Annotated in this window: 20 protein-coding genes; 5 read left to right on the top strand and 15 right to left on the bottom strand. The window is 72.8% G+C overall.

The features are described 5' to 3' along the window. Positions 1-168 precede the first annotated feature (168 nt). The 9 genes from ABZ862_RS35135 to hrcA form a co-directional block, all read right to left on the bottom strand. On the bottom strand, positions 169-1,161 hold the full coding sequence (locus tag ABZ862_RS35135; protein ID WP_360967537.1) for an adenosine deaminase: 993 nt from the start codon (positions 1,159-1,161) through the stop codon (positions 169-171). After that, a complete protein-coding gene (locus ABZ862_RS35130) occupies positions 1,161-2,087 on the bottom strand; it encodes a ribonuclease Z (protein WP_360967535.1) in 927 nt (308 codons plus the stop codon). Before ABZ862_RS35130 ends, ABZ862_RS35135 begins: the two co-directional genes overlap by 1 nt. Before the next feature lie 12 nt (positions 2,088-2,099). Further along, the gene (locus ABZ862_RS35125; RefSeq protein WP_360967532.1) at positions 2,100-2,453 is read right to left on the bottom strand and encodes a histidine triad nucleotide-binding protein; all 354 of its coding nucleotides are present in this window, start codon (positions 2,451-2,453) and stop codon (positions 2,100-2,102) included. Between the two features lie 170 nt (positions 2,454-2,623). After that, positions 2,624-5,875, bottom strand: coding sequence for a S41 family peptidase (locus ABZ862_RS35120; RefSeq protein WP_360967529.1), 3,252 nt, complete (start codon positions 5,873-5,875; stop codon positions 2,624-2,626). A 78-nt stretch (positions 5,876-5,953) separates the two neighbouring features. Then, a complete protein-coding gene (locus ABZ862_RS35115; protein ID WP_360967526.1) occupies positions 5,954-6,517 on the bottom strand; it encodes a hypothetical protein in 564 nt (187 codons plus the stop codon). 101 nt (positions 6,518-6,618) lie between these two features. Continuing rightward, the gene (locus tag ABZ862_RS35110) at positions 6,619-7,395 is read right to left on the bottom strand and encodes a 16S rRNA (uracil(1498)-N(3))-methyltransferase (protein WP_360967523.1); all 777 of its coding nucleotides are present in this window, start codon (positions 7,393-7,395) and stop codon (positions 6,619-6,621) included. Further along, positions 7,395-8,480, bottom strand: a complete 1,086-nt coding sequence (locus tag ABZ862_RS35105) for a nitronate monooxygenase (protein WP_360967520.1) — start codon at positions 8,478-8,480, stop codon at positions 7,395-7,397. The genes ABZ862_RS35110 and ABZ862_RS35105 overlap by 1 nt, the downstream gene beginning before the upstream one ends. Positions 8,481-8,651: 171 nt before the next feature. Further along, positions 8,652-9,791, bottom strand: a complete 1,140-nt coding sequence (gene dnaJ, locus ABZ862_RS35100; RefSeq protein ID WP_360967517.1) for a molecular chaperone DnaJ — start codon at positions 9,789-9,791, stop codon at positions 8,652-8,654. Further along, positions 9,792-10,811 (bottom strand): heat-inducible transcriptional repressor HrcA, encoded by a 1,020-nt coding sequence (hrcA, locus tag ABZ862_RS35095; protein ID WP_360967515.1) that lies wholly within the window; start codon positions 10,809-10,811, stop codon positions 9,792-9,794. Between the two features lie 181 nt (positions 10,812-10,992). Between hrcA and ABZ862_RS35090 the strand changes: the two genes are divergently transcribed. After that, the gene (locus ABZ862_RS35090; protein WP_360967512.1) at positions 10,993-11,733 is read left to right on the top strand and encodes an MBL fold metallo-hydrolase; all 741 of its coding nucleotides are present in this window, start codon (positions 10,993-10,995) and stop codon (positions 11,731-11,733) included. A gap of 34 nt (positions 11,734-11,767) precedes the next feature. Further along, positions 11,768-12,586, top strand: coding sequence for a DUF3097 domain-containing protein (locus ABZ862_RS35085; protein ID WP_360967510.1), 819 nt, complete (start codon positions 11,768-11,770; stop codon positions 12,584-12,586). Here the strand turns inward: ABZ862_RS35085 and ABZ862_RS35080 are convergent. Beyond that, entirely contained in the window at positions 12,558-13,142 is a 585-nt protein-coding gene (locus ABZ862_RS35080) for a Uma2 family endonuclease (RefSeq protein ID WP_360967507.1), read from the bottom strand. The two genes, ABZ862_RS35085 and ABZ862_RS35080, sit on opposite strands and share 29 nt — an antisense overlap. Before the next feature lie 151 nt (positions 13,143-13,293). Between ABZ862_RS35080 and ABZ862_RS35075 the strand changes: the two genes are divergently transcribed. Continuing rightward, on the top strand, positions 13,294-13,746 hold the full coding sequence (locus ABZ862_RS35075) for a MerR family transcriptional regulator (protein WP_360967504.1): 453 nt from the start codon (positions 13,294-13,296) through the stop codon (positions 13,744-13,746). After that, positions 13,743-14,750: an NAD-dependent epimerase/dehydratase family protein gene (locus tag ABZ862_RS35070; protein ID WP_360967501.1), complete on the top strand. Its 1,008-nt coding sequence runs from the start codon at positions 13,743-13,745 to the stop codon at positions 14,748-14,750. Before ABZ862_RS35075 ends, ABZ862_RS35070 begins: the two co-directional genes overlap by 4 nt. 247 nt (positions 14,751-14,997) lie before the next feature. Here ABZ862_RS35070 and hemW read toward each other — a convergent pair whose 3' ends face one another. From hemW to lepA, 4 genes are all read right to left on the bottom strand, one after another. Next, positions 14,998-16,230 carry a radical SAM family heme chaperone HemW gene (hemW, locus tag ABZ862_RS35065; RefSeq protein WP_360967498.1) on the bottom strand — a complete coding sequence of 411 codons (1,233 nt, stop codon included), beginning with the start codon at positions 16,228-16,230 and terminating at the stop codon, positions 14,998-15,000. Positions 16,231-16,351: 121 nt separating this feature from the next. Then, positions 16,352-18,337: an ATP-binding SpoIIE family protein phosphatase gene (locus ABZ862_RS35060; protein ID WP_360967495.1), complete on the bottom strand. Its 1,986-nt coding sequence runs from the start codon at positions 18,335-18,337 to the stop codon at positions 16,352-16,354. A gap of 248 nt (positions 18,338-18,585) precedes the next feature. After that, complete coding sequence (locus tag ABZ862_RS35055; RefSeq protein ID WP_360967492.1) at positions 18,586-20,460, bottom strand: AMP-dependent synthetase/ligase; 1,875 nt, start codon at positions 20,458-20,460, stop codon at positions 18,586-18,588. Between the two features lie 283 nt (positions 20,461-20,743). Then, the gene (lepA, locus tag ABZ862_RS35050) at positions 20,744-22,612 is read right to left on the bottom strand and encodes a translation elongation factor 4 (RefSeq protein ID WP_360967489.1); all 1,869 of its coding nucleotides are present in this window, start codon (positions 22,610-22,612) and stop codon (positions 20,744-20,746) included. Positions 22,613-22,975: 363 nt separating this feature from the next. Here lepA and rpsT point away from each other — a divergent pair, with 363 nt between their 5' ends. Then, positions 22,976-23,242: a 30S ribosomal protein S20 gene (rpsT, locus tag ABZ862_RS35045; RefSeq protein ID WP_360967485.1), complete on the top strand. Its 267-nt coding sequence runs from the start codon at positions 22,976-22,978 to the stop codon at positions 23,240-23,242. Positions 23,243-23,502: 260 nt separating this feature from the next. Here the strand turns inward: rpsT and ABZ862_RS35040 are convergent, their stop codons facing one another. Further along, positions 23,503-23,769, bottom strand: coding sequence for an HPr family phosphocarrier protein (locus ABZ862_RS35040; protein WP_360967482.1), 267 nt, complete (start codon positions 23,767-23,769; stop codon positions 23,503-23,505). Positions 23,770-24,299 lie beyond the last annotated feature (530 nt).

Below are 24,299 nucleotides of genomic sequence, written 5' to 3'. Positions count from 1 at the left end.
AGGGCGCGCTGACGGAATCCCTACGGCATCCAGCATCCACATACAGGAACAGAGGCTAGATACGCGAACAGTCGCCGTCAACGGCGCACCGGACGGACAAGCCACACGGCCGGGCGCGTGCTCCTCGGCCGAACTCGGCCGAACTCGGCTGGACCGACTCAGCTGGACTCAGCCGAACGAGTACGCCGCCACCTCGGCCAGGTACCGCTCGCGCAGCGCCTCGTCGTCGTCCAGGAAGGCCGCCAGGAACGAGTTCCGGGCCAGTTCCCGCAGGCGCTCCTCGCCGAGGCCGAGCGCCGAGCGCACCGCGTCGAAGTTGTCCCCGGCGTACCCCCCGAAGTAGGCGGGGTCGTCCGAGTTGACGGTGCACAGCAGCCCCGCCTCGAGCATCGTCCGCAGCGGATGCCGCTCGATGGTGTCGACGGCCCGCAGCCGTACGTTGGAGAGCGGGCACAGGGTCAGCGGCACGCGCTCCCGCACCAGCCGCGCCACCAGCGCCGGGTCCTCCAGGCACCGCAGCCCGTGGTCGACGCGCTCCACCCCGAGCACGTCGAGGGCCTCGGTGATGTACTCCGGCGGCCCCTCCTCCCCGGCATGGGCGACGCGGCGCAGCCCGAGCGCGGCGGCGGCCTCGTAGACCTCGCGGAACTTCACGGGCGGATGCCCGACCTCGGCGGAGTCGAGGCCGACACCGGTGATCCGGTCGAGGAAGGGCTTGGCGGCGTCCAGGGTCCGCAGGGCCGACTCGGCGGACTCGTCGCGCAGGAAGCACATGATGAGCCGGGTGGAGACGCCGTGGGTGCGCTCGCTGTCGCCCAGGACCCGCCACAGCCCCTCGACGACGGTCTCCATGGCGACACCGCGCGCCAGATGGGCCTGCGGGTCGAAGAAGATCTCCGCGTGCCGTACGCCCTGGGCGGCGGCGCGGGTGAGGTAGGCGTCGGCGAGATCGGCGAAGTCCCGCTCGGTCCGCAGCACGGCCATCAGTTCGTAGTACAGGTCGAGGAACGACTGGAGGTCCTCGAACCGGTAGGCCTCGCGCAGGGCGCCGGTGTCGGCGTAGGGCAGCGTCACACCGCCCCGCGCGGCGAGTGCGAAGGCCAGCTCGGGTTCGAGTGTGCCTTCGATATGGAGGTGCAGTTCAGCTTTGGGCAGGGGCATCAGAGCATCGTACGGGTGTTTTGGCTGCGCTTCGGAACCGGGACACGCAGCAGATCGTGGGCGACGGTCAGCTCGCCGGCGTAGCCCGCGGCCCGCGCCTGCCGCTCGAACTCCTCCGGCCCGGAGTAGCGCTGGCTGAAGTGGGTGAGCACGAGATGCCGTACGCCCGCGTCCCGCGCGACGCGGGCGGCCTGACCGGCGGTCAGATGTCCGTGCTCCTCGGCGAGTCCGGCGTCCTCGTCGAGGAAGGTGGACTCGATGACGAGCAGGTCGCAGCCCTCGGCGAGCGCGGGGACTCCGTCGCACAGACGGGTGTCCATGACGAACGCGAACCGCTGCCCGGGGCGCGGCTCGCTGACGTCGCCGAGGGTGACGCCGCCGAGCGCGCCCTCGCGCTGGATACGGCCCACGTCGGGGCCCTGGATGCCGTACGCGGCGAGCCGGTCGGGCAGGATACGGCGGCCGTCGGGTTCGGTGAGCCGGTAGCCGTAGGACTCGACGGGGTGGGAGAGGCGGCGGGCCTCGAGGGTGTACGACGCGGTGTGCGCGAGGACGCCGTCGGCGTCCACCGGGGCCTCGGTCAGGCCGACGGTCTCACGGTAGGCGGTCGCGTACCGCAGCCGGTCGAAGAAGCGCTGCCCGGAGCGCGGGAAGTGCGCGGTGACCGGGTGCGGGACCCGGTCGAGGTTGATGCGCTGGATCACCCCGGCGAGCCCGAGGGAGTGGTCGCCGTGGAAGTGGGTGACGCAGATGCGGTCGATGTCGTGCGCGGCGACCCCGGCGCGCAGCATCTGCCGCTGGGTGCCCTCACCGGGGTCGAAGAGGATGCCCTCGCCGTCCCAGCGCAGCAGGTAGCCGTTGTGGTTGCGGTGCCGGGTGGGTACCTGGCTCGCGGTGCCGAGGACGACGAGTTCACGTACGGACATCGGGTGACGGGCCTATCCGGGGGGCCACTCGAGGCCGCGCCCGCCGAGGACGTGGGCGTGGGCGTGGAAGACGGTCTGGCCCGCGCCGCTGCCGGTGTTGAAGACGATGCGGTAGCTGTCCAGCTTGTCCTCGTCGGCGATGGCCTGGCTCTCGCGCAGCACGTCGGCCGCGAGCTGCGGTGCCCGGGCGGCGAGCGTGGCCGCGTCCGGGTAGTGCGCCTTGGGGATCACCAGGACGTGGGTGGGGGCCTGGGGGTTTATGTCCCGGAACGCCACGGTCGTCTCCGTCTCGCGGACGATCGTCGCCGGGAGGTGGCCGCCGACGATCTTGCAGAAGAGACAGTCGTCCTGCGGTTCCCCTGCCATGTTCCCTCCGGGGGTCGACGAGATGCGGGTGGGGGCATCGTATCGCCGTGGGCGGGTGCGGACCGGCGGGGGCCGGCCGTGCCCACGCGGCAAAGCCGCATGCCGGCCCCGGCCGTGGCGGCCGGGGCCGGGCCGGTGGCCGCGGCCCCGCGCCCCGGCCCGCCGGTGCCTCAGGCGGGCTCTGCGGGTGGGGTCTTCGCCGGGGTGGTCTCCAGGGATTCCAGGGCCAGGCGGATCGCCTCGTCGAGCTGCGGGTCTCTGCCCGCCGCCCAGTCCTGGGGGGTCCGGACCACCTCCACGTCCGGGTCGACACCGTGGTTCTCCACGCCCCAGTCCTGGCCCTCCAGCCAGAAGGCGTACTTGGGCTGGGTGACGAGGGTGCCGTCGACCAGGCGGTAGCGGCTGTCGATGCCGATGACGCCGCCCCAGGTGCGGGTGCCGACCACCGGCCCTATGCCGAGCGCCTTGATCGCCGCGTTGACGATGTCGCCGTCGGAGCCGGAGAACTCGTTGGCGACGACGACCACGGGGCCGCGGGGCGCGTCCTGCGGGTAGCTGTAGGGGCGCATCCCGCGCGGCCGGTTCCAGCCGACGATCCGGCGGGCCAGTTTCTCCACGACGAGCTGGGAGGTGTGGCCGCCGCGGTTCTCCCGGACGTCGACGACCAGGCCCTCGCGGGCCACCTCGACACGCAGGTCGCGGTGGATCTGGGCCCAGCCGGCGCCCATCATGTCCGGCACGTGGAGGTAGCCGAGCCGGCCGCCGGAACGTTCGTGGACGTGGGCGCGCCGGTCGGCGACCCAGGCGTGGTAGCGCAGCGGCTCCTCGTCGTCGAGGGGGACGACGACGGCGTGCCGCAGGTCGCCGCCGCCGGCCGGGGAGACGGTCAGCTCGACGGCCTTGCCCGCCGTGCCGACGAGCAGCGGGCCGGGGCCGGTCACCGGGTCGACGCTCTGCCCGGCGACCGCGACGATCGCGTCGCCGGCGCGCACCGCGACGCCGGGCGCGGCGAGCGGGGAGCGGGCGTCGGGGTCGGAGGTCTCGGAGGGCAGGACACGGTCGACGCGCCACTGCCCGTCGTCGTGCCGGGAGAGGTCGGCGCCGAGCAGGCCCTGCCGGGGGCCGTGGCCGAAGGTGTCGCGCGCGGTGACGTAGGCGTGCGAGGTGCCGAGTTCGCCGTGCACCTCCCACAGCAGGTCGACCAGGTCGTCATGGGTGGCGATCCGGTCGAGGACGGGGCGGTAGCGGTCCAGGACGCCGTCCCAGTCGACGCCGCTCATGTCGGCGCGCCAGAAGTTGTCCCGCATGATGCGGCCGTTCTCCTCGTACATCTGCCGCCACTCGGCCGCCGGGTCGACGGTCTGGCGGATGCGGCCGAGGTCGACGGTGACGGCGGCGTCGCCGTCGTCGTCGGACGGGGCGCGGCGGTCGCTGGGGACGACGCGCAGCTTGCCGTCGGACCACAGCAGGACGCGTTTGCCGTCGCCGCTGACCTGGAAGTGGTCGGCGTCGCCCGCGAGGTGTTCGAGGCGCTGCTGGGCGAGGTCGTAGCGTTCCAGCAGGGTCTTGGGGCCGGGGTCGTCGGGGGTGGCGCGGGAGGTGCCGAGGACGCCCTGCACCGGGTGGCACAGCCACAGCACGCCGTCCTTCGCGGCGCGCAGCCCGGAGTAGCGGGCGGCCTCGACGGGGAACGGCACGATGCGGTCGGCGAGGCCGTCCAGGTCGATGCGGGTGGCGGGGGTGCCCTCGCTGTCGGGGGTCTCGTCCTTGTCCGGCGTCTCGAAGGGCCGGCCGTGGCGCTGCGGGCCGAACGGGGAGGGCGTGGTCGCGGCGAGGGTGATGAGGTGGGGGCGGTCGGCGACGACGAAGGACAGGTCGAAGACGTGCTCGTCGTAGACGGGGTCGAAGGAGCGGGTGGAGAGGAAGGCGAGGTGCTTGCCGTCGAGGGTGAAGGCGGGCGCGTAGTCCTGGAAGCGCAGCGGGGTGGCCTCGGTGACCGACAGGTCGGTGGTGCTGGCGAGCCTGATCTGGCACAGCGGGCGGGGGCCGGGGTGCGACCAGGCGAGCCATGCGGAGTCGGGTGAGAAGACGAGGCCGGAGACGTCGCCGTCCTCGCTGCGGTCGACCTCGCGGACCTCGCCGGTCTCCCGTTCGACGAGGAGCAGCCGTCCGTCGTGCGCGGCGACGGCGGCGCGGCTGCCGTCGGGGGCCATGGCGAGGTCCAGTACCCGGCCGAGGCGGCCCGCGGCGAGGCGGCGCGGGGTGGCGCCGGGGGTGAGGCCGGTGGCGGGGGCGAACTCCAGGGCGTCGTCGCCCTCGGCGTCGGTCACCCACACCACCCATTCCTCGCCGTCGGCGCGGAACGCGCGGGGCAGGCGGGCGCGTACGCCGGGGGCGGCGGCGAGGGCGCGGGCGGGGCCGGAGCGGTGGGTGACCCAGTGGATCCCGCCGCGTACGGCCACGGCGCTGCCGCGGGCGGTGTGGTCGGGGGACGCGGAGCCGAACCAGTGGGCGGCGTCCACCGGGGCGGGCTGCTGGTCGGTGCGGGAGCCGCCGAGACGGAGGTCCAGGCGGCGGGGTTCGGCGCCGTCGAGGTCGTCGAGCAGCCAGAGTTCGCCCGCGGCGGACCAGACGACGCGGGTGCCGTCGGTGGCGGCGTGGCGGGCGTAGAACCCGTCGAGCGGGGTGTGGCGGCGCAGGTCGGAGCCGTCGGCGAGGGAGGAGTAGAGGGCGCCGGTGCCTTCGTGGTCACAGAGGAAGGCGATCCGGTCCCCCACCCAGAACGGGTACTCGATGTTGCCGTCGAGGTCCTGGTGGAGGCGGGTGAACTCCGTTGCCCCACCGGCCTGTCCGGCCTGCCCGGTGTCTCCGGTTCCCTCGCGCTCCTCGGCGATCCACAGTTTGCCGGCCGTGCCGCCCCGGTAGCGCTTCCACCAGGCGGCCTCACGGCCCATGGGCGCGGACAGCAGCACGGTGCGCGGGCCGTACGCCACGTCGCCGACCGGGCCGTACGGCAGGACGGCCGCCGGTCCGCCGTCCAGCGGGACGGCGCGGGCCCAGCTGCGGCGCAGGCTCGCCTGGCCCTGGGTGCTGAGGGCGAGGACCTCGCCGGAGGGGGTCCAGCCGCGCACCTGGGTGCGCAGGCTCCCCCAGTACGTCAGGCGTTTCGACGGTCCGCCGTCGACGGGGGCGACATGCACCTCGGGGGCGCCGTCCCGGGTGGAGGTCCAGGCGACGGTGGTGCCGTCGGGCGAGATGCGGGGGTGGTTCACCGGTACGTTGTCGGCGCTGACGCGCCAGGCCCGGCCGCCGTCGAGCGGGGCGAGCCAGACATCGTCCTCGGCGGTGAAGGTGACGTGGCCGGCGTGCAGGTGCGGAAACCTTGGATACGCCGCCTGGGCGGGCGATACGGGGTGAGTCACCCCGTCACCCTATGCAGGCCGGGCTTCCGGCGGCAGGGGGCGGATCAGCTGCGCTTCCGGACAGGCCGCCGTCCGCGGTCACTTGCCCTGGACCGGCCAGCAGGTGGGGTCGCCCTTGCACCAGATGGTGCGGGTCACCGTCACCGTGGGGCCCGGCTGTCGGCCGCCTCGGGTCGGCGCGTACGTCACCGGCGGGGTGTACGCGGGTCCCGTGGTCGCGTCGCAGTTGCCCAGTCCGTTCACGTGGAACCACTGCCTGCCGCCGACCTCGGCCGTCAGGTCGCCCCGCACACAGGCTCCGTCGACACCCCCGGTGACCTTGCCGGTGACGGTGACGGCCCGGTTGTCGGCGGTCTGCCCCCGGCAGTCGACCGACGCGATCGTCTGTGCCGCCGCCGAAGGGGACGTGGTCCTCGACGACCTGTCGCCGTAGTCCGCCGTGCAGGTGAGCCACCGGACGTTCACGTGCCGGCGGGTGAGTTCCGCCGTCGCGGTCCGGTCGGTCGTGTACGCCACGGTCGCCGAACTCACGCCGCCCGGCTGGCAGGCGGCGACTCCGCCCACGGCGATCACGGCGAGCCCGGCGACGGCGGCGGCGCGCCGTCCGCGTCGCCCTGGCCAAATACGGCTGAATGCACCCATGGAGGACAGCGTGCCACCGTCCCGGCGCCCGCGGTAGAGCACATGCGGCCACTCGGGTGACCCACGCCTTGTGGTGAGTTGACGCAGGGTCAGGTGTTCGGTCAGGACCAGCGGCCGGTGCGGCCCAGCAGCAGCGCGGCGGCCGCCGTACCGGCCGTCGAGGTGCGCAGCACGGTGCGCCCGAGGACGTACGGCTTCGCGCCCGCTTCGGTGAACGCCGCCAACTCCTCGGGTGACACGCCTCCTTCGGGCCCCACGACCAGCACGATCTCGCCCTCGGCGGGGAGTTCGGCGGTGGCGAGCGGGATCTCGCCGCTCTCGTGGAGCACGGCGGCGAAGTCCGCCCCGGCGAGAAGTGCCGCGACCTGCTTGGTCGTCGCCGCGTCCGCGACCTCCGGGAAGCGGACCCGGCGGGACTGCTTGCCGGCCTCCCTGGCGGTGGCCCGCCACTTGCCGAGCGCCTTCAGACCGCGCTCCCCGCGCCACTGGGTGATGCAGCGGGCCGCCTGCCACGGCACGATCGCGTCGACGCCGACCTCGGTCATCGTCTCCACCGCCAGCTCGCCCCGGTCGCCCTTGGGGAGGGCCTGGACGACCGTGATGCGCGGCGCCTGCGCCGGTTCCTCCTCGACGGAGGTCATCCGGAGGATCAGCCGGTCCTTGCCCTCGGTGCCGGTGACCTCGCACACCGCGTAGCGTCCGGCGCCGTCGGTGAGGACGACCTCCTCGCCGGGCTGGAGCCGCTTCACGGAGACGGCGTGCCGCCCCTCGGGGCCGTCGAGGACGTAACGGCCGGTGCCGCCGGGACCGTCCGTCCCGCCCGGGGCGTCGGCGCCGCCCGTGGCGAGGTGCTCGACCACGAAGACCGGTGCTGTCATCAGAATTCTCCTCGGGACTGCGGCGGACCCGTCAACGCGGTGAGGGCGTCGGCGAGTTCGGTCGCCAGCACCTCCACCAGGCGGCCCGCCGGCATCTCGCGCGCCATGCGGTGGCCCTGGCCCGCCCACAGCGCCATGCCCTGCGGGTCACCGGCCTTGGCGGCGGCCTTGCGCAGCGGGGCGGTCAGATGGTGGACGTCCGGGTAGGCGGCGGGGGCGTAGCGGCCGTGCTCGCGGACGAAGCGGTTGACCAGGCCGCGCGCCGGGCGTCCGGAGAACGCGCGGGTCAGCTCGGTACGGGTGTAGAGGGGGTTGGTCAGCGCCTGCTTGTGCAGGGCGTGCGCGCCGGACTCGGGGGTGGCGAGGAACGCGGTGCCCAGCTGGGCCGCGCTCGCGCCCGCCGCGAGGACGGCGGCTATCTGGCTGCCGCGCATGATGCCTCCGGCGGCGACGACCGGGATGTCCACGATCTCGCGGATCTGTGCGACGAGCGGCAGCAGCGCGATGCCCGCGCAGTCGGTCTCCGGGTTGTCCCGGTGGGTGCCCTGGTGGCCGCCGGCCTCCATGCCCTGCGCGATCACCGCGTCGGCCCCGGCCTGCTCCACCGCGCGGGCCTCCTCGGGGGTGGTGGCGGTGACCAGCGTGAAGGTCCGGGCACGGCGCAGCGACTCCAGGACGTCCGGGTGCGGCACGCCGAAGTGGAACGACACGACCGGCACCGGGTTGTCGAGCAGCACGGCGAGTTTGGCGTCGTAGCCGTCGTCGCGGCCGCTGTCGGGGTCGCCCAGTTCCGTGTCGTACCAGGCGGCCTCACCGGCCAGCTGGTTGGCGTAGATCTCCACGGCGCCGGACTCCCCGTAGGCCCGGTGCGGCAGGAAGACGTTGACGCCGAAGGGCTGCGCGGTGAGCCCCCGTATCTGCTTGATGTCCTGGTACATGCCGTCGGCCGTCTTGTACCCGGCCGCCAGGAACCCGAGCCCGCCCGCCTCGGACACCGCCGCCGCGAGCTGCGGCACGGAGACGCCGCCCGCCATGGGGGCCTGCACGATCGGAAGCGGGCAGAGATCGGTCAGCGCGGTGGGCATGACGGCATGTTGTCACGTCCACCGAACAAGTCCGAATCGGCCCGTACGTTGTCATAGGCCACCGGCAAAGGGCTCCGGCGGGCACCCGAACGGCGCCGCACCAGGCCCCTCGGCTCGGTCGACCGTGACCGGCCGTCGACCGTGACCGCCACCGGCCGTCGACCGTGACCGTCACCGGCCGTTGAAGGCGTCCTTCAGCCGGGAGAACAGTCCCTGCTGCCCCGGCTGGAACTGTCCTATCGGGCGTTCCTCGCCGCGCAGCTTGGCCAGTTCCCTCAGGAGGTGTTCCTGCTCGGGGTCGAGCTTGGTCGGGGTCTGGACCTCGACGTGCACGATCAGGTCGCCCCGGCCGCCGCCGCGCAGATGCGTGATGCCCCGGCCGTGCAGCGGGATGGACTGGCCGGACTGGGTGCCCGGACGGATGTCCACCTCTTCGAGGCCGTCCAGGGTCTCCAGCGGGACCTTGGTGCCGAGGGACGCGGCGGTCATCGGGATGGTCACCGTGCAGTGCAGGTCGTCGCCGCGCCGCTGGAAGGTGGGGTGCGGGAGTTCGTGGATCTCCACGTACAGGTCGCCCGCGGGGCCGCCGCCGGGACCGACCTCGCCCTCACCGGCCAGCTGGATGCGGGTGCCGTTGTCGACACCGGCCGGGATCTTGACGGTCAGGGTGCGCCGGGAGCGGACCCTGCCGTCGCCCGCGCACTCCGGGCACGGCGTCGGGACGACGGTGCCGAAGCCCTGGCACTGGGGGCAGGGGCGGGAGGTCATGACCTGGCCGAGGAAGGACCGGGTCACCTGGGACACCTCGCCGCGGCCGCGGCACATGTCGCAGGTCTGCGCGGCGGTGCCGGGCGCGGCGCCCTCGCCGTTGCAGGTCCCGCAGACGACGGCCGTGTCGACCTGGATGTCCTTGGTGGTGCCGAAGGCGGCCTCGTCCAGCTCGACCTCGAGCCGGATCATCGCGTCCTGGCCGCGCCGGGTGCGCGAGCGCGGGCCGCGCTGCGACGCCGTGCCGAAGAACGCGTCCATGATGTCGGAGAAGTTGCCGAAGCCGCCCGCGCCGAAGCCGCCGGCCGCGCCGGCGCCGCCCGACTGCGAGAGCGGGTCGCCGCCGAGGTCGTAGACCTGCTTCTTCTGTGGGTCGGAGAGCACCTCGTAGGCGGCGTTGATCTCCTTGAACCGCTCCTGGGTCTTCGGGTCCGGATTGACGTCCGGGTGCAGCTCGCGTGCGAGCCGCCTGAAGGCCTTCTTGATCTCGTCCTGAGACGCGTCGCGGCGTACGCCGAGTACGGCGTAGTAGTCCGTGGCCACTTACGACTCCGCCAGGATCTGTCCGACGTACCGTGCCACTGCGCGTACCGCTCCCATCGTTCCCGGGTAATCCATGCGGGTCGGTCCGACCACGCCGAGCTTGGCGACTGCCTCGCCGCCCGAACCGTAGCCGACCGAGACCACGGACGTGGAGTTGAGTCCCTCGTAGGCGTTCTCATGACCGATGCGTACGGTCATGCCCGAATCCCCCGTCTCGCCCAGGAGTTTGAGGAGGACGACCTGTTCCTCCAGGGCCTCCAGGACGGGCCGGATGGTGAGGGGGAAGTCATGTCCGAAGCGGGTCATCAGATTGGCGGTGCCGCCGATCATGAGCCGCTCCTCGTTCTCCTCGACGAGTGTCTCCAGGAGAGTGGAGAGCACCGTCGAAACGGTACCGCGATCCTCGGCGTCGAACGCGTCCGGCAGGTCCTCGACGAGCAGCGGCACGTCGGTGAAGCGCCGTCCGGCGACCCGGCTGTTGAGCCGGGCGCGCAGATCCGCCAGCGAGGTCTCGCCGAACGGCGCCGGGCAGTCGACCATCCGCTGCTCGACCCGGCCGGTGTCCGTGATCAGCACCAGCATCACGCGCGCGGGCGCGAGCGCCAGCAGTTCGACGTGCCGCACGGTGGAGCGGACCAGGGACGGGTACTGCACGACGGCGACCTGCCGGGTCAGCTGCGCGAGCAGCCGTACCGTGCGGGCCACCACGTCGTCGAGGTCGACGGCGCCGTCGAGGAAGTTCTGGATCGCGCGCCGCTCCGGGGGCGTCATCGGCTTGACGCCGGCGAGTTTGTCGACGAACAGCCGGTAGCCCTTGTCGGTGGGGATGCGCCCGGCACTGGTGTGCGGCTGGGCGATGTACCCCTCGTCCTCGAGAGCGGCCATGTCGTTGCGGACGGTGGCCGGGGAGACACCGAGGTTGTGCCGCTCGGTGAGCGCCTTGGAACCGACCGGTTCCTCGGTGCCGACGTAGTCCTGGACGATGGCGCGCAGTACCTGGAGCCTGCGTTCACTCAGCATCGCGCCCTCCTCCGGCCTCTCGTCACAACGGTGCCCGGGTGGTACCCCGGTATCCGGCCTGGCACTCTGCGCGCGCGAGTGCCAGCGCTCCCCGGCCAGTGTACGGCGGTGGGGTACCACCCCGGCAAGGCACGGGCCGCCGGACGCCCCACGAGAGCACTGTCACAGTTAGCGTCCCCGCATGACCGTGACTTGGGAAGAGCTCGGGTGGCAGCGGCTGGCGTCCGGGGTGGGGCGGTGCCGTCTGCCCCGGTGGGACTGCACCGCGGGCCTCGTCGTCGGCCGTGACGCGGCCCTGGTGATCGACGCGGGGGCGGACCTCGGGGAGGGCGCGCGGCTGCGGACGGGGGCGGAGGCGCTCGCGGGGTGCCGTGTGACCCATCTCGCTCTCACCCACCCCCACTTCGACCATGTCTTCGGGGCGGCGGCGTTCGCCGGGGCGGAGGTGTTCGGGGCGGTCGGCATCGACGCGGCGCTCACGCCCCGGCGGGCGCGGGAGGAACTGCGCGCGGACGCCGTGCGCAACGGGCTGGACCCCGCCGGGGCGGACGAGGCGGCCGACGTGCTGACCGTGCCCCGCCACCATGTCTCCGGCGAGTGGACCCTGGACCTGGGCGGCGGCCGTCAGGTGCTGCTGGCGAACGTGGGCCCCGGTCACACCGCCCACGATCTCGCCGTCCTGGTGCCCGGCCGGTCGCCCGGCGATCCGGAGGTGGTGTTCTGCGGCGACCTCGTCGAGGAGTCCGGCGAACCGCAGGCGGGCCCGGACGCCGTACCGTCCCGCTGGCCGGACGCCCTGGACCGGCTGCTCGCCCTCGGCGGCCCGGACGCCCGTTACGTGCCGGGGCACGGCGCGGCGGTGGACGCGGCGTTCGTCCGGGCGCAGCGGGACGCCCTGGCGGCCCGTTTCGGCGTGTCGTGAGACCTGCCCCGCGACTTCTCCTATCGTCATCCGAATGCGCCCGTACTCACCGGACCTGACCCCGCCGTGGAAGAAGCAGCGGCCCGTGCCGGAGGTTCCGGCGGAGCCCGGACTGGTCGTGGAGGAGCCCGGCACCGGCTTCTGCGGCGCGGTGACCGGCTGCGAGGCGGGCACGGTGACGCTGGAGGACCGCTTCGGCAAGCACCGGGTGTTCCCGCTGCGGCCGGGCGGTTTCCTCCTGGAGGGGAAGCCGGTGACCCTCGTACGGCCTCCGCGGGGGGCTCCCGCGCGCCCCGCCCGTACCGCCTCCGGTTCGGTGGCCGTCCCCGGCGCCCGCGCCCGGGTGGCCCGCGCCGGACGCATCTACGTCGAGGGGCGGCACGACGCGGAGCTGGTCGAGCGGGTGTGGGGCGACGACCTGCGCGTCGAGGGGGTGGTCGTGGAGTACCTGGAGGGTGTGGACGACCTGCCCGCCGTCGTGGCCGGGTTCGCGCCGGGCCCCGACGCCCGTCTCGGCGTCCTGGTGGACCACCTGGTGCCGGGCACCAAGGAGTGGCGTGTCGCCGAGTCGGTGACGGGCGAGCACGCGCTGGTGGTGGGCCACCCGTACATCGACGTGTGGGAGGCCGTGAAGCCGTCCGCCGTGGGCATCGCCGCCTGGCCCCGGATCCCGCACGGCCAGGACTGGAAGACCGGCGTGTGCCGCGCCCTCGGCTGGCCGGAGAACACCGGCGCCGCCTGGCAGCACATCCTGTCCCGGGTGCGCTCCTACAAGGACCTGGAACCGGAACTCCTGGGCCGGGTGGAGGAACTGATCGACTTCGTCACGGCAACGGCCAGCGGTGCGGCTTGACATCGGGCAACGTCCCGAAGCCGCTGGTGTCGAGGACGACACCGAGAGCGTCCAGGGGCAGCGGGTCGCCGAACTTCGTCTTCTCCTGCCCCTTGTAGTCGGCCCGCTCGCCCTCGCCGACGGGGTTCGTCAGCAGGACGCACTGGGCCATGATCGGGTCGACGATGAGATAGACGGGCACCCCGCCCGCGGCGTAGATGGACCGCTTGACGCCGTAGTCGCGGTCGACGCTGGTCTTGGAGACGACCTCGACGACCATCGTGACCAGTCGGGACGGCAGCAGACGCCCTGAGGCGGGAAGCGCCCCAGGTGCCGCCACCACGAGGTCGGGAACGGGTTCGCTGGCTTCGTTGACGATGTCGAGGTCCTGGGTCTGGAGCCGGGTCCACCGCCTGCGGGGAATCTGATCCTGTACCTCGGCGACGATGAGGTTGTGGACCAGATCAGGGCCGGCCATCATCACGATATCCCCCCGGAGAAGCTCGACGGTGAAGCCCTCGGGAGGTTCGAACTCCTCGAAGAACTGGGTGATCCTGCGCTCGTCCACAGCGGTCATCTCCGTGGCCTCCACATCCGCCGCGTCCTGTCGGCGGCAGCCTACGAATCAGGGTAGGGACCGGACCGGCGTTTGGTCCTCATTCACTCGCAGGGGTCATCAGTTCGCGTGCGCTTGACCTCAAGCGCTTGAAGTATGGTCCGCTCGTCGTATGGAAACTTTCGCCATCCAGGACGTGTCGCGGCGTACCGGGCTCAGTGAGCCGACGCTGCGCTACTACGAAGACGTCGGGCTCCTCGGGCCGGTCGCCCGGGACGAGCGCAGCGGGCACCGCCGGTACGACCAGGACGATCTCGACACCGCCGGGGTACTGGCCTGTCTGCGCGCGGTGGGGGTGGGCATCGAGGACATGCGCGCCTACCTGGCCAACCGGGCGCAGGGCCGGGCGGCGGCCGCCGAGCAGCGGGATCTGCTGCTGCGGCACGCCGAGCGCGTGGCGGAGGAGATCACCGCCCAGCGGGCACGGCTCGGCTATCTGCGGGAGAAGGCGGCGCTGTGGGACGCCCGCGACCGCGGTGACACCGAGGCGGAGGCGGCGGCGATACGGCGGGTCGAGGCCGCGGTCGGGGGCCTGACGTTCGGACGTGAGGGAGTGGCGGCATGAGCGGCGTACTGGTGACCGGCGGGTCCGGATATCTGGCCACGCATCTGATCGCCGCCCTGCTGCGGGACGGACGGCGGGTGCGGACCACGGTGCGCTCGACGGCCCGGGAGGCGTTCCTGCGTGCCGCTGTGCGGCGCGGCGGGGCCGACGACGCCGGGCTGGAGGTCGTCGCCGCGGACCTGATGTCCGACGACGGCTGGGCCACGGCCGTGGCCGACTGCGCGGAGGTCCATCACGTCGCCACGCCGTTCCCGGTCGCCCAGCCCGCGGACCCGGACGAGCTGATCGTCCCGGCCCGCGAGGGCACCCTGCGGGTGCTGCGGGCGGCGCGTGACGCGGGGGCCCGGCGGGTGGTGCTCACCTCGTCGTTCGCCGCGATCGGCTACACGCCGAAGCCGGACACCGACGCCGGCTCCGGCTTCACCGAGGACGACTGGACCGACCCCGACACTCCCGGGCTCGCGCCCTACCCGCGCTCGAAGACGATCGCCGAGCGGGCCGCCTGGGACCTCATGGAGCGCGACGGCGGTGACACCGAACTGGTCGTGGTCAACCCGACGTTCATCCTGGGGCCCACCCTGACGAGCGAACTGCGCTCCTCGGTGACGCTCCTCAGGATGATGCTGGAGGGCACGATGGAGGCGGTGCCGCGGCAGCGCTTCGGCCTGGTCGACGTCCGTGACGTGGCCGACGCGCATCTGCGGGCGATGGCCGTGCCGGAGGCGGCGGGCGGGCGTTTCCTCGCGGTCGGGGACGGCGGCACGCTCAGTTTCCTGGAGCTGGCCGACCTGCTGCGCGAGCTGCTCGGCCCGCTCGCGGCGCGCGTACCCGTGAAGGAGGCGCCGGGCGACGAACCGGCGCGGCTGGTCATCCGCAACGACCGCGCCCGCGAGGTACTGGGCTGGCGTCCCCGGCCGGTCGGGACGACGGTCATGGACACCGTCGACAGCATGCGGGAGCTCGGCCTGGTGACACTGGACGGGACGGAGCCGGCCTCGCCGTGACCGCCCCCGGCCGGCCGGCCGACGCCGGACGAGTGCGCCGGACAGGCGCGCCGGGCAAACCCCCACCGCGACCGGCTCCCCACGGCGGACGATCCGCCCCCCGCGCGACAACCCACCGCGGGCAGACACGGCAAGCCACACCGTGATCAGCCCCCTGGGGCGCACGGTCGGTTCCCGGACGGGCAGCCCGTCGCCGGGCACGGCGCGGCGGGTTGGGCACGCCGGGTTGGGCACGGCCGGTGGGTGGTCAGTCGACCAGGTCTCTGACCACCGCGTCCGCCAGCAGGCGGCCTCGCAGGGTGAGGACGGCGCGGCCGTCGTCGTAGGGGCGGGCCTCCAGCAGGCCGTCCGCCAGGGCGCGGCGGGAGGCCGCGAGGCCCTCCTCGCGGAGGAGGGACAGCGGTACGCCCTCGCTCAGCCGCAGCTCCAGCAGGATCCGCTCCACCCGGCGGTCCTCGTCGGTGAGGATCTCGCGGCCCGCACCCGGGGAGCGGCCCGCCGCCAGGGCCGCCGCGTACGCCCCGGGGTGCTTCACGTTCCACCAGCGCACCCCGCCGACGTGCGAATGCGCCCCGGGGCCCGCGCCCCACCAGTCCGCGCCGCGCCAGTACAGCTCGTTGTGCAGACAGCGGGCGGCTTCGGAGGTGGCCCAGTTGGAGACCTCGTACCACGCGTGGCCCGCCGCCGACAGCATCTCCTCGGCGATCAGGTACCGGTCGGCGTGCACGTCGTCGTCGGTCGGCGGGACCTCGCCGCGGCGGATGCGGCGGGCGAGCCGCGTGCCCTCCTCGACGATGAGGGCGTAGGCGCTGACGTGGTCGGGTCCGGCGCCGAGCGCGGCGTCGAGGGAGGCCCGCCAGTCGTCGTCGGACTCGCCGGGGGTGCCGTAGATCAGGTCCAGGTTGACGTGGTCGAAGCCGGCCGCGCGGGCCTCGGCGACGCATGCCTCGGGCCGGCCGGGGGTGTGGGTGCGGTCCAGGACCCGCAGCACGTGCTGCCGGGCGCTCTGCATCCCGAAGGAGATCCGGTTGAAGCCTCCCTCGCGCAGCGCGGCCAGGTAGGCGGGGTCGACGGACTCCGGGTTCGCCTCCGTCGTCACCTCGGCGTCCGCCGCGAGCCCGAACTCGTCGCGGATCGCGGCCAGCATCCGCACCAGGTCGGCGGCGGCCAGCAGGGTGGGGGTGCCGCCGCCGACGAAGACCGTGCGCACCTCGCGCGGGTCGTCGCCGAGCACCTTGCGGGCCAGGCGGAGCTCGTCGATCAGGGTGTCGGCGTAGTTGTCGCGGGAGGCGAGCACGCCGCCGGTGCCGCGCAGCTCGGTGGCGGTGTAGGTGTTGAAGTCGCAGTAACCGCAGCGGGTCGCGCAGTACGGGACGTGCAGATAGACGCCGAGGGGCCGGGCGGCGGCCCCGGCGAGCGCGGCGGCGGGCAGCGCACCGTCGGCGGGGACGGGCTCGCCGTCGGGAAGTGCGGAGGGCATGGCCCCATTGTCCCGTACCCCGCGGGTTCCGTGACGGGGGCAGGTACGCGCCCGGGACGGGCACGCGAAGGGGACGGGATTCCCGCCCCCGCCCCGCAGGGGGCCCGCGGAGGCCGGTCGGTCAGTCGCCCGGAGGGAGCCGGTCCACCTGGAGGGTCAGGAGGGCCAGGTCGTCGTCCGGGGGGTGGGGGGCGAAGTCGTGGACGAGCCGGCGGATCCGGTCGGCGACCCCCGCCGCGGGCAGGCCGGCACAGCCCGCCAGGGCCGAGGCCAGCCCGTCCTCGTCGTCGAACTGCCGTGAACCGTCCCGGCGTTCGGTGACCCCGTCGGTGACGCAGAGCAGCGTGTCCCCCGGCCGGAGGACGAACGTGTCGGCGGTGTACGTGGCGTCCTCGACCACGCCGAGGATGGTCTGCGGCTGCGCGACGGCGCACACCGTGCCGTCCGGGCCCAGCAGCAGCGGCAGCGGGTGCCCGGCCGCGGCGAGGGTGCAGCGGACACCGCCGCCGGGCAGCGGGGAGAGCTCGCCGTACAGGAGGGACAGGAAGCGGGTCTGCGGACCGTCCCCGGGGGCGACGGCACGGCCCCCGGCGGCGACCAGGGCGCGGGCGGCCGCGTCGGCGGCCTCGGTGGCGTCGTCGAGGAGGAGCTGGTTGAGGCGGTCGAGGACGTCGCCGACGGGATGCCCGTCGCGGGCGAGCAGCCGCAGCCAGGGCCGGGCGAGCCCGATGACCACCGCCGCCTCGGGTCCCTTGCCCTGGACGTCGCCGACGGCGAAGCACCAGCGGCCGTTCCCGGCGGGGAAGAGGTCGTAGAAGTCGCCGCTCGGGCCGCCCTTGTCGCACGGCTCGTAGACGAGCGCGCTGCTCACCCCCGGGATCTCCGCGACGGCGCCCGGCAGCAGCCCGCGCTGGAGGATGGCGCTGATGGTGGCCTGGCGGCCGTACTGCCGGGCCGCGCCGATGGCGAGGCCGACCCGGCGGCTGAGGTCCTCGACGAGCCCGGTGATCTCGTCGGGGAAGCACGGCACCCCGGACCGGCCGATGACGAGCGTGCCGAGCGGACGGCCGCCCGCGATCAGCCGGTACGCCAGGGCCGCGCCGTGGGCGTCGTGCGGGCCGAGGACCTCACCGGGCCAGGGGTACGGGACGGGAGCGGGGCGCGGTCCGCCGGCCGGGTGCGGCGGCTCCTTCGCCAGGGCGCCGCGCAGGTCGTCGATGCGGTTCTCGCTGCTGTGCCAGACCCGGGCCAGCCGCGGCCCGGCCGTCGTGCCGCCGCCGTCGGCACCGGGGTAGGGGGTGCGGGTGCCCCAGCGCGCCAGCGACTCGTCCTCCAGCCACACCGCGCACCAGTCGGCGAGCCTCGGCACGATCAGCTGGCCGGCGAGCGCGGCGACGAGGTCCTCGTCGAGCTGCCCGGCCAGCAGGTCGGAGGCCTCGGCGAGGAAGGACAGGGCGCCGCGGCCGAGCCAGTCCCGGTCACGTTCGGCGCGGCGCGGTTCGGGGGCGAGGATCCCGGCGACACCGAGGCCGCGTTCCAGGGCGCGGTCGACGGCGTCCTCGCCCGGGTACGGCTCGCCGCAGTCGCCGTCGCAGCCGTCCCCGTCGCAGCCGGCGCCCTCGGGGGTGAGGCGGGCCCACACCGTCTTGGCGCCCCTGCGGTAGGTGATGCCCCAGGACTCGGCGAGCGTGGCGACGAGCCGGAGCCCGCGGCCGTACTCCGGCGTCTCGTACGCCACTTCGGACCCGGTCTCGCGCGGCGCCCGCGAGGGATGGTGGTCGCCGACCTCCACCACGAGCCCGCCGGCCTCGTCCGGCCGGCACAGCAGCTCCACGTCGGTGCCCGCGTGGACGACGGCGTTGGTGACGAGTTCACTGACGACGATCATCGCGTCGTCCGTCACCCGCCCGCCGAGCCGGGCGGCGGCCACCGGGCCGCGCGCGCTCCACTCCGCCAGTGCCTCCCGCACCAGCCCGCGCGCCGCGCCCGGCGCGAGCGGACTGCCGGTCAGCGTCGTCCGCAGTTGCGCGCTCCCGTCCGCGCCGGTGTACGCGGGAGCGCCCGCGTCGAGGGACAAGGTCTCCCGTTGGGTCGGAATGGCCCGCATGGACAGCTCCCCGAGGAGGTGGCGCCATGCGCCACAGCCGATGGGGGCATGCTGACAGAAGGGCGTCACCCAGCTGCGCCGGGTTACCGAAGTAGACCGTGATGGGTGATGACTGTGCTATGCCGGTGTTCGAAGAGGCGCGGAATCGTCCGGAACATGTCGTTCCTGGACGCGGTGCCGCAACGGCCGCCGGACCGTGTGCCTCGGCGCACGGTCCGGCGAGCGGTCACGCCGTCGGGGCGGCGGGGTCAGGCCTCCCGCGTGCCCGCGTACATGTCGTCGATGAGGTGCTTGTACTCCCGCTCCACCACCGGCCGCTTCAGCTTCAGGCTCGGGGTGATCTCGCCGTGCTCGACGTCGAGGTCACGCGGCAGGAGGCGGAACTTCTTGATGGTCTGCCAGCGCTGCAGACCCTGGTTGAGCTCCTTGACGTAGCCGTCGACCATCTCGACCGTGGCCGGGGCGGCGACCACCTCGGCGTACGGTCTGCCCTCGAGACCGTTGTCCTTCGCCCACTCCAGGACGGCGATCTCGTCGAGGGCGATGAGCGCGGTGCAGTAGTTCCGGTCGGCGCCGTGCACCAGGATGTTGGAGACGTACGGGCACACGGCCTTGAACTGGCCCTCCACCTCGGCGGGCGCGATGTACTTGCCGCCGGAGGTCTTGATGAGGTCCTTCTTGCGGTCGGTGATGCGCAGATAGCCGTCCACGGACAGCTCACCGATGTCACCGGTGTGGAGCCAGCCGTCCGTCTCCAGCACCTCGGCGGTCTTCTCGGGCAGCCGGTGGTAGCCCTGCATGATGCCGGGGCCGCGCAGCAGGATCTCGCCGTCCTCCGCGATGCGCACCTCGGTGCCGGGCAGCGGCTTGCCGACGGTGCCGGTGCGGTAGGCCTCGCCGGGGTTCACGAAGGACGCGGCGGAGGACTCGGTGAGGCCGTAGCCCTCCAGGACGTGGATGCCGGCGCCGGCGAAGAAGTAGCCGATCTCCGGGGCCAGGGCGGCGCTGCCGGAGATGCAGGCGCGCAGCCGGCCGCCGAACGCCTCACGGATCTTGGCGTAGACGAGCGCGTCGGCGGCCTTGTGCCGCGCGGCGAGCCCGAAAGGCGCGCTGCGGCTGCCGGTGCGCTGGAAGTTGTCCTGGGTGACCTTGGCGTACTCGCGGGCCGTCTCGGCCGCCCACTGGAAGATCCTGTACTTGGCCGCACCGCCCGCGCGGGCCCTGGCGGCGACGCCGTTGTAGACCTTCTCGAAGATCCGGGGCACGGCCGCCATGTACGTCGGCCGCACCACCGGCAGATTCTCGATGATCTTGTCGACGCGGCCGTCGACGGCGGTGACGTGCCCGACCTCGATCTGCCCCGAGGTGAGCACCTTGCCGAAGACGTGCGCCAGCGGCAGCCACAGGTACTGCACGTCGTCGGCGCCGAGCAGCCCGGTCGCGGAGATCGCCTTGGCCATGTACGACCAGTTGTCGTGCGGCAGGCGCACACCCTTGGGGCGGCCGGTGGTGCCGGAGGTGTAGATCAGCGTGGCGAGCTGGTCGGCGGTGATCGCGCCGACCCGCTCCTTGATCAGCTCGGGATGCGTCTGAAGGTACGCCGCCCCGCGCCGCTCCAGCTCGGCGAGCGTCAGCACCCGGTCGGAGGACTCGACCCCGGCCGCGTCCACGACCACGACATGGGTGAGGTCGGGCAGCTCGGCCCGCCGCTCCTCGGCCTTGGCCAGCTGCGCGGCGTTCTCCGCGACGAGCACCCGGCTGCCGGAGTCGGACAGGATGAACGCCGACTCGTCGGCGTTGGTCTGCGGGTAGATCGTGGTGGTGGCCGCTCCGGCGCACAGGATGCCGAGGTCCGCGAGGATCCACTCGACCCGGGTCGAGGAGGCGAGCGCAACACGCTGCTCCGGCTCCACGCCCAGCTCGATGAGCCCGGCCGCGATGGCGTACACCCGTTCGGCGGCCTGCGCCCAGCTCAGCGACGCCCATTCCTCGGGGCCCTCACCGGAGGCGGCGGGCACCGGGTAGCGGTACGCCTCGGCGTCCGGCGTGGCCGTCACCCGTTCCAGGAAGAGGCCCGCCACGGAGGGCGGACGGTTCTCGATCAGGGTCTGTGTGTCGCTCACGACATCCTCCGGGGCCCGCGGCGTTGCGGCTGGCTCGTGCGGCTGGTTTTCACCCGCGGGTCGCGGGCCGGGGCCGGACCCGGACCGTTGTTTAACTCGCGAGTAACTATCGAGCAGGGACAGGGTAAGGGGCGACCGGCCCTTGCGTAAGAGGCTGTGGCCTGTCACTTCCCACACAGGGCGACGGCTCACACACCCGGGGGCCCGCTGCGCTTTCGCACGGCGGGCCCCCGTTGCGCCCGTTCCGCCGGGGCGGCATCCGCTTACTCCGGGTAACGGATGATCACTTCTTGCCCTTGGCCGACCCCGCGCTGTCGTCGCTGGACAGGACGGCGATGAACGCCTCCTGCGGAACCTCCACCGCACCCACCATCTTCATCCGCTTCTTGCCCTCCTTCTGCTTCTCCAGCAGCTTCCGCTTGCGGGAGATGTCACCGCCGTAGCACTTGGCGAGGACGTCCTTGCGGATGGCGCGGATGGTCTCGCGGGCGATCACCCGGGAGCCGACGGCGGCCTGCACCGGCACCTCGAAGTTCTGCCGCGGGATGAGCTCCTTCAGCTTGGCGACCAGCCGTACGCCGTACGCGTAGGCCTGGTCCTTGTGGGTGATCGCGGAGAACGCGTCCACCTTGTCGCCGTGCAGCAGGATGTCCACCTTGACGAGGCTGGAGGACTGCTCGCCCGTGGGCTCGTAGTCGAGCGACGCGTATCCGCGCGTCTTGGACTTCAGCTGGTCGAAGAAGTCGAAGACGATCTCGGCGAGCGGCAGGGTGTAGCGGATCTCGACCCGGTCCTCGGAGAGGTAGTCCATGCCGAGCAGGGTGCCGCGCCGGGTCTGGCAGAGCTCCATGATCGCGCCGATGAACTCGGTGGGCGCCAGGATCGTCGCCCGCACCACCGGCTCGAACACCTCGTCGAGCTTGCCCTCGGGGAACTCGCTCGGGTTGGTGACGACGTGCTCGGCGCCGTCCTCCATGATCACCCGGTAGACCACGTTGGGCGCGGTCGCGATCAGGTCGAGGCCGAACTCGCGCTCCAGCCGCTCCCGGACGACGTCGAGGTGCAGCAGGCCGAGGAAGCCGACGCGGAAGCCGAAGCCGAGGGCCGCGGAGGTCTCCGGCTCGTAGACCAGGGCCGCGTCGTTGAGCTGGAGCTTGTCCAGCGCCTCGCGCAGCTCGGGATAGTCGGAGCCGTCCAGCGGGTACAGGCCGGAGAACACCATCGGCTTGGGGTCCTTGTACCCGCCGAGCGCGTCCGTGGCGCCCTTGTGCTGGCTGGTGACGGTGTCGCCGACCTTGGACTGGCGGACGTCCTTCACACCGGTGATCAGATACCCCACCTCGCCCACGCCGAGGCCGTCGGCGGGCAGCATCTCGGGCGAGTTGGTGCCGATCTCCAGCAGCTCGTGGGTGGCGCCGGTCGACATCATCCGGATGCGCTCACGCCGGTTGAGCTGGCCGTCGATCACCCTGACGTAGGTGACCACACCGCGGTACGAGTCGTAGACCGAGTCGAAGATCATCGCGCGGGCGGGCGCGTCGGCGACCCCGACGGGCGCGGGGATCTCCCGTACGACCTTGTCGAGAAGCCCGTCGACCCCGACACCGGTCTTGGCGGACACCCGCAGCACGTCCTCGGGCTCGCAGCCGACGAGGTTGGCGAGCTCCTCCGCGAACTTCTCGGGCTGCGCGGCCGGCAGGTCGATCTTGTTCAGTACGGGGATGATCGTGAGGTCGTTCTCCATCGCCAGGTAGAGGTTGGCGAGGGTCTGCGCCTCGATGCCCTGGGCCGCGTCCACCAGCAGGACGGTTCCCTCGCAGGCGGCGAGCGACCGCGAGACCTCGTACGTGAAGTCGACGTGCCCCGGGGTGTCGATCATGTTGAGGATGTGCGTGTTGCCCGGATCCTGGCTCGGGGCCCAGGGCAGCCGCACGGCCTGGGACTTGATGGTGATGCCGCGCTCGCGCTCGATGTCCATGCGGTCGAGGTACTGAGCACGCATCTGCCGCTGCTCGACCACACCGGTGAGCTGGAGCATCCGGTCGGCGAGCGTGGACTTGCCGTGGTCGATGTGCGCGATGATGCAGAAGTTGCGGATCAGAGCCGGGTCGGTACGGCTCGGCGCGGGCACATTGTTAGGGGTCGCGGGCACGCAGGGTCCTGATTCTTGAGGTATCCGCAGGGGTCGGCGGCTCGGTTCGGATCTGTCGGGTCTGTACGCAGCCTCCATCGTCCCACGGGCGGCGGGCCGGTACCGGTTCGGGCGGTGACGGCGGTGTAACGGGTGACGGGGGCGCCAGGAGCGGCCGGGGGTGACCCGGGGGGTGACCGGGGCGAGGCGAAGGGCCCGGAGGGCGTGAGGTCCGTCGGCCCCGGCGGGCGGTTTTGGGCGGGTGACGGGCCCCTGGTAGATTGGTGGATCGTGTCTCATGCCCTCTCAGCGCGAGGCACACCCCAAGAAATCACCGGCACGGGACCCGCGCGGCCCCGTACCAGAACCTGAAAAGGCTCCTTCGTGGCGAACATCAAGTCCCAGATCAAGCGGAACAAGACCAACGAGAAGGCCCGGCTGCGCAACAAGGCCGTCAAGTCCTCTCTGAAGACCGCGATCCGCAAGGCCCGCGAGGCCGCTGCCGCGGGTGACACCGAGAAGGCCACCGAGTACCAGCGCGCCGCCGCGCGTCAGCTCGACAAGGCCGTCTCCAAGGGCGTCATCCACAAGAACCAGGCCGCCAACAAGAAGTCGGCGCTTGCTTCGAAGGTCGCGTCCGTCCAGGGCTGAACCGCTTCCCTGATCTGACCGCCGGAAGGACCCAGAGCGGGCCCTCTCTCCTCCGCTCCCGACCGGCACCCCGGATCCGCGCGCGGCCTGCGTTCGCCACGCGGGCGCGGATCCACCGCATCACAGCGGAAGACCCGAACCGGAGGCCCCGGCCCCCAGCCCTCACGAGGGCGGGAGCCGGGGCCTCCGGCATGCGGTACGGCCGACGCCGCCAGGCGTCGCGGACCGGCGTCGCGGACCGGCGTCGCGGACCGGCGTCGTCAGTCGTCGTGGTCCTGGGAGAGCAGGAGCGCGAGCTCCTCGAGAGCGGCCTGGGCGTGCTCGCCGTCCGCGCTGAGCTGCAGGGTGTCGCCCTGTCCGGCCCCGAGGGCGAGCACGGACAGCAGGCTCCTGGCGTCGACCAGGGCCTGTTCGGGCCGGCCGACGCTGACCTTGACCGGCTGACGGGCCGCCGCCTGCACGAACAGCGCGGCGGGGCGGGCGTGGAGCCCCTGACGTGAGCCGACGGTGACCAGGAGGTGCGGCATGGCGAGTCCTTCGACGGGGACGACGTGCGGCAACCCCCTTGTGCCAGGGGCTGCGTTTGTGTGTGCTTGGCGGGGCAGTCCGTAGGCGGCTCAGACTGCCCCCTGTCCGGACACGGCCGGGGAGCGTGTCCGGACATCTGTGTTTCTCACCCAAGCGGGGTGTTTTCCAGGGTTGTACGTGGACCAGGGCCGCGATGTCAACACATACGGAAGGGGAAATCAACACAGTCAGAAGTGTTGTCTTCCCGCCAAGTGGGAGTACTGTTCGCCGTAGACAGGCATCAGCCAACATGAAACGGACCTGATCCCACATGTACGCATCGGAGCGTCAGCCTTGGATCATCCAGCGCACCGCGCTGGATGACGCTGACGCATGCGTGGGCGATGCCTCCCTCTACGCCTCCCTCGGTACAGGCGGTGCCGGGTGGAGGCTTTCGGCGGTTTTGCCGCTGGATCGGCCGCTGGTCGGCCGCGATGACCGGCTGTTGGCTGGTCGGGGTCGGGGACGTGTCTCATCCCTACCGGAGCGA

Source organism: Streptomyces sp. NPDC047000 (genome assembly GCF_040644295.1).
Classification (GTDB): Bacteria; Actinomycetota; Actinomycetes; order Streptomycetales; family Streptomycetaceae; genus Streptomyces.
Note: the sequence above shows the minus strand (reverse complement) of the source record. Positions and strands in the feature narration are given on the sequence as shown.

Bases quoted from the DNA above. Each gene is read 5' to 3' on its own strand.
- ABZ862_RS35135 (WP_360967537.1), bottom strand. From the start codon at position 1,161: ATGCCCCTGCCCAAAGCTGAACTGCACCTCCATATCGAAGGCACACTC.
- ABZ862_RS35130 (WP_360967535.1), bottom strand. From the start codon at position 2,087: ATGTCCGTACGTGAACTCGTCGTCCTCGGCACCGCGAGCCAGGTACCC.
- ABZ862_RS35125 (WP_360967532.1), bottom strand. From the start codon at position 2,453: ATGGCAGGGGAACCGCAGGACGACTGTCTCTTCTGCAAGATCGTCGGC.
- ABZ862_RS35115 (WP_360967526.1), bottom strand. From the start codon at position 6,517: ATGGGTGCATTCAGCCGTATTTGGCCAGGGCGACGCGGACGGCGCGCC.
- ABZ862_RS35110 (WP_360967523.1), bottom strand. From the start codon at position 7,395: ATGACAGCACCGGTCTTCGTGGTCGAGCACCTCGCCACGGGCGGCGCC.
- ABZ862_RS35105 (WP_360967520.1), bottom strand. From the start codon at position 8,480: ATGCCCACCGCGCTGACCGATCTCTGCCCGCTTCCGATCGTGCAGGCC.
- hrcA (WP_360967515.1), bottom strand. From the start codon at position 10,811: ATGCTGAGTGAACGCAGGCTCCAGGTACTGCGCGCCATCGTCCAGGAC.
- ABZ862_RS35090 (WP_360967512.1), top strand. From the start codon at position 10,993: ATGACCGTGACTTGGGAAGAGCTCGGGTGGCAGCGGCTGGCGTCCGGG.
- ABZ862_RS35085 (WP_360967510.1), top strand. From the start codon at position 11,768: ATGCGCCCGTACTCACCGGACCTGACCCCGCCGTGGAAGAAGCAGCGG.
- ABZ862_RS35080 (WP_360967507.1), bottom strand. From the start codon at position 13,142: ATGACCGCTGTGGACGAGCGCAGGATCACCCAGTTCTTCGAGGAGTTC.
- ABZ862_RS35075 (WP_360967504.1), top strand. From the start codon at position 13,294: ATGGAAACTTTCGCCATCCAGGACGTGTCGCGGCGTACCGGGCTCAGT.
- ABZ862_RS35070 (WP_360967501.1), top strand. From the start codon at position 13,743: ATGAGCGGCGTACTGGTGACCGGCGGGTCCGGATATCTGGCCACGCAT.
- hemW (WP_360967498.1), bottom strand. From the start codon at position 16,230: ATGCCCTCCGCACTTCCCGACGGCGAGCCCGTCCCCGCCGACGGTGCG.
- ABZ862_RS35060 (WP_360967495.1), bottom strand. From the start codon at position 18,337: ATGCGGGCCATTCCGACCCAACGGGAGACCTTGTCCCTCGACGCGGGC.
- ABZ862_RS35040 (WP_360967482.1), bottom strand. From the start codon at position 23,769: ATGCCGCACCTCCTGGTCACCGTCGGCTCACGTCAGGGGCTCCACGCC.